This is a genomic window from Sphingomonas segetis (assembly GCF_009720245.1).
Taxonomy (GTDB): domain Bacteria; phylum Pseudomonadota; class Alphaproteobacteria; order Sphingomonadales; family Sphingomonadaceae; genus Sphingomicrobium; species Sphingomicrobium segetis.
This window is the reverse complement of sequence record NZ_WJSQ01000212.1, coordinates 1-3,423: the sequence shown is the minus strand read 5'-3', so window position 1 is coordinate 3,423 and position 3,423 is coordinate 1. Positions and strand designations below refer to the sequence as shown.

Genomic DNA, 3,423 nt, shown 5'->3' with positions numbered 1-3,423 from the left:
CGTCGAAGGGCTCAACAAGGCCGCCCGCCAGTTGTTCGCCCGGCAGCCGCTCCATCGAGTGTCCGACCTCGAGCTGCTGGGGCCGGAGCTCGCCGCGGCCGCACGGCTGCCGGCCGGCACCCGCAAGATCACCCGGCTGGTGCTCGATGGCGTGCCGCAGAAAGCGATCTTCGCCTCGGCGCAGGTGGCGCGGCTCGACAAGCCGGTGACCATCATCTCGATTCTTCCCGTCCAGAGCGAGCTCGGCGCGCTCGAGGTGGCGGCGCAGGCGGACCTCGTGCGGGTACTGACGCACGAGATCATGAACTCGCTGACGCCGGTGACGTCGCTCGCCCGCACCGGCGCCCACCTCGTCGCCGCCGCGGCGAAGGGCAATCATGCGCTCGACGACGCGAAAAATGCGACCGAGACCGTCGCCAGGCGCGCCGAAGGGATATTGCGCTTCGTCGAGAGCTATCGCGAATTCGCGCAGACGCCCGACGTGCACCGGCGGCCGTTCAAGGCGAACGGCTGGGCCGAGGAGATCATGCGCCTCGCGCTCGCCGGCGCCGGCGAGCGCCAGATCGACGCGCGGATCGAGGTCGTCCCCAACACGCTGAGCGTCGACGGCGATGCCGAGCTGCTGTCACAGGCCGTGCTGAACCTCCTCAGAAATGCGATGCGCGCTGTCGCGGCAGTGGAATCGCCGCTGGTTGCACTGGCGCTGTCGCGCGAGGCGACCGGACGGTGCCGGATCGAGGTCCGCGACAACGGCCCAGGCATTCCGGAGGACCGCCGCGACGACATCTTCCTGCCCTTCTATACGACCCACAAGGGCGGAAGTGGCGTGGGCCTGAGCTTCTCGAGGCAGGTCGCGCTCGCCCACGGCGGGTCGATCTGCGCGCTCGACGCGCCCGAAGGCGGTGCCAACATCCGCATGGTGATTTGAGAAGCGCGCCGCGCCGGCCTATCTGCGAGGCCGTGGACGACCGCCGCGCCTTCCTCGCCGTCGCAGCGAGCGCCGTTGTCGGCATGCTGCTGCTGGGCCGGTCCCAGGGTGCTTCCGCGACGCGCTTCGCCGTGAACCGCACGCCCGCCCAATGGCGGCAAGAGCTCGGCGCGGAGCGCTACGCGGTTCTTCGCGATGCGGCGACCGAGCGGCCCTTCTCGAGCCCGCTGCTGAAGGAGCATCGCAAGGGCACGTTCGTCTGCGCCGGCTGCGCCCACGCTCTGTTCAGCTCGGCGACCAAGTTCGAAAGCGGCACCGGCTGGCCGAGCTTCTGGAAGCCGCTCGCACATGCGGTCGTCACGAGGGCGGACCACAAACTGCTGATGGAGCGCACCGAGGTGCTGTGCGCGCGTTGCGGCGGTCATCTCGGGCACGTCTTCGAGGACGGCCCGAAGCCGACAGGCTTGCGCTATTGCATGAACGGTCTGGCGCTGAAGTTCCGGCCCGCCTGAGCCGGGCTAAGCGACGATCTTTAGCTTGCCGCGCTTGCCCGGAGCCGCGTAGCAGACCACACCGAGCTCGGCCTGGAGCCGCTCAAGCTCGCGCTCCTTGGCTTCGCGCGTAGCCTCGGCATAGCGACGCTCGACTTCGGCCTCCTCGTCGGTCTGCTCGCGGAAGTAGGAGATGGTGATGCGATGGCCGAAAACTTCATCGCCGCGAAGCCTCATCTCGGCTTCGCATTCCTGCGGAAGGCTGGCGCGGACCTCGGCCAGCTTCCCGATGAGATCGTCGAGGGACACATGGTCCGCAATCTCGACGAACTCCTTGACGCGTCGTTTCATCAGTGACCCTCCCCGGCCCCCGGGGCGTTCAATACATGGCGGGCGAATCCCCGCGCAATTCGAAATCGTCCTTTATCCCCAGGGAAGTTGCGCTCCTGTGAATCACGGTGAAATGAATGGGTAAGGAAATGACCCCGTTCCGGCTCTCCGCAGGAAACCTCAAGCTCGAGCTAAGTCCTTCGATCGGCGGCGCTATTTCCGCGTTCGAGTGGACCGGCGGAGGTGGGGCGCGGCCGATATTGCGCAAATGCAACAGTCCGCTCGAAAAGGTGCTCGATGCCTGTTCGTTCCCGCTCGTGCCCTACGTCAACCGCATTCGCGGCGGCCGTTTCACCTTCCGCGGCCGCGAGGTGGAGCTCGAGCCGAACATGGCCGGCGACCCGAGCCCGCTGCACGGACAGGGATGGCTGAACCCGTGGAAGGTCGAACGGCACGACGCGGTGAGCGCGGTCCTCCACTATCGTCACGATCCGGGAGAATGGCCCTGGCCGTACGAGGCGCGGCAGGAATTCTCGCTGGACGGGCAGGGCTTTTCGGTGCGTCTGACGTGCCGGAACACCGGCGACCAGCCAATGCCGTGCGGGCTCGGCCAGCACCCCTATTTCACATGCGGCCCGCAAACACGGATCGACACCAGGGTCGAGTGCGCCTGGGCCATCGACGAGAAGGTGCTGCCAGTCGAGAAGGTGCCGGCCGAGGACCGCTTCGACCTCAAGGGGCGGCTCGTCTGCGGACAAAATCTCGACAATGGCTTCGGCGGCTGGGGCGGGGAAGCTCGGATGAGCGACCCGGACTGGCCGTACGAGTTGCGACTCTCTTCTCCCGAGGCCAAATTCTTCCAGCTCTATTCGCCGCCGCAGGGCGGCATCTTCGTTGCCGAGCCGGTGACCCACGCGAACGCGGCGCTCAACCATCCCGAGAGCGAATGGCCCGAGCTCGGCATGCGGGTGCTCGATCCGGGCGAGGCGATGAGCCTCGACACGCGGCTCGACGTCATCCCGAAATAGCCGCGCCGCCGCGGTTGAAGCTTGGCAATTGCGATTATATAGCCGCCGGCTCAGCGGAGACGTGGGTGAGTGGCTGAAACCAGCGGTTTGCTAAACCGCCGTACGGGGAATTCCCGTACCGAGGGTTCGAATCCCTCCGTCTCCGCCAGCCGCCATTGACAGCGCAAGAGCCCTCATATCGAAATCGGCGGATGAGCATGCCCTCCAAGGCGCGGCTGGCCTTGTTCGCGTTCGGCGACTTCGCGTTCAATCTCTATTGGCAGAGCATCATGCTCTTCCTGCTGTTCTATTACACCGACGCGCTCGGGTTGCCGATCGCGGTCGCGGCGACGACCTATTTGATTGCGTCGGTGTGGGACGGGATCGCCAATTTCGCGGCCGGGGTGATGGTCGACCGCGGGCAGGAGCGCTTCCGCTATGGCGCGGTGATGATCGCCGGCGCGGTGCCGCTCGGCCTCAGCTTCGTGCTGACCTACATGCCGCCCGCCGCCGCCGGGGGCGCGGCGATCGCCTGGATCTTCGGCGCGCACCTCATCTTCCGCACGGCCTACGCCGCCGTCAACGTGCCCTATCTCGCGATGACCGCGCGGATCAGCCCCGACCCGGGCGACCGCGCGTTCGTCGCCGGGCTGCGCATGCTGTTCGG

At 67.0% G+C, this 3,423-nt stretch carries 5 protein-coding genes and 1 tRNA gene; 5 read left to right on the top strand and 1 reads right to left on the bottom strand.

From position 1 onward, the window contains the following. A partial coding sequence (locus GH737_RS13790; RefSeq protein WP_155265358.1) for a sensor histidine kinase occupies window positions 1-928 on the top strand: 928 nt, incomplete at its 5' end. Window positions 929-1,011: 83 nt separating this feature from the next. After that, window positions 1,012-1,440 carry a peptide-methionine (R)-S-oxide reductase MsrB gene (gene msrB, locus GH737_RS13785; protein ID WP_230558822.1) on the top strand — a complete coding sequence of 143 codons (429 nt, stop codon included), beginning with the start codon at window positions 1,012-1,014 and terminating at the stop codon, window positions 1,438-1,440. Between the two features lie 6 nt (window positions 1,441-1,446). Here the strand turns inward: msrB and GH737_RS13780 are convergent, their stop codons facing one another. Continuing rightward, a complete protein-coding gene (locus GH737_RS13780; protein ID WP_155265356.1) occupies window positions 1,447-1,770 on the bottom strand; it encodes a hypothetical protein in 324 nt (107 codons plus the stop codon). A gap of 128 nt (window positions 1,771-1,898) precedes the next feature. On the opposite strand from GH737_RS13780, the gene GH737_RS13775 reads away from it, so the two are divergent. The 3 genes from GH737_RS13775 to GH737_RS13765 form a co-directional block, all read left to right on the top strand. After that, the gene (locus GH737_RS13775) at window positions 1,899-2,777 is read left to right on the top strand and encodes an aldose 1-epimerase (RefSeq protein WP_196233199.1); all 879 of its coding nucleotides are present in this window, start codon (window positions 1,899-1,901) and stop codon (window positions 2,775-2,777) included. 55 nt (window positions 2,778-2,832) lie between these two features. Then, window positions 2,833-2,925, top strand: a tRNA-Ser gene (locus GH737_RS13770). Between the two features lie 43 nt (window positions 2,926-2,968). Next, window positions 2,969-3,423, top strand: a 455-nt coding sequence (locus GH737_RS13765) for an MFS transporter (RefSeq protein WP_230558821.1), incomplete at its 3' end; no start/stop codon positions are given.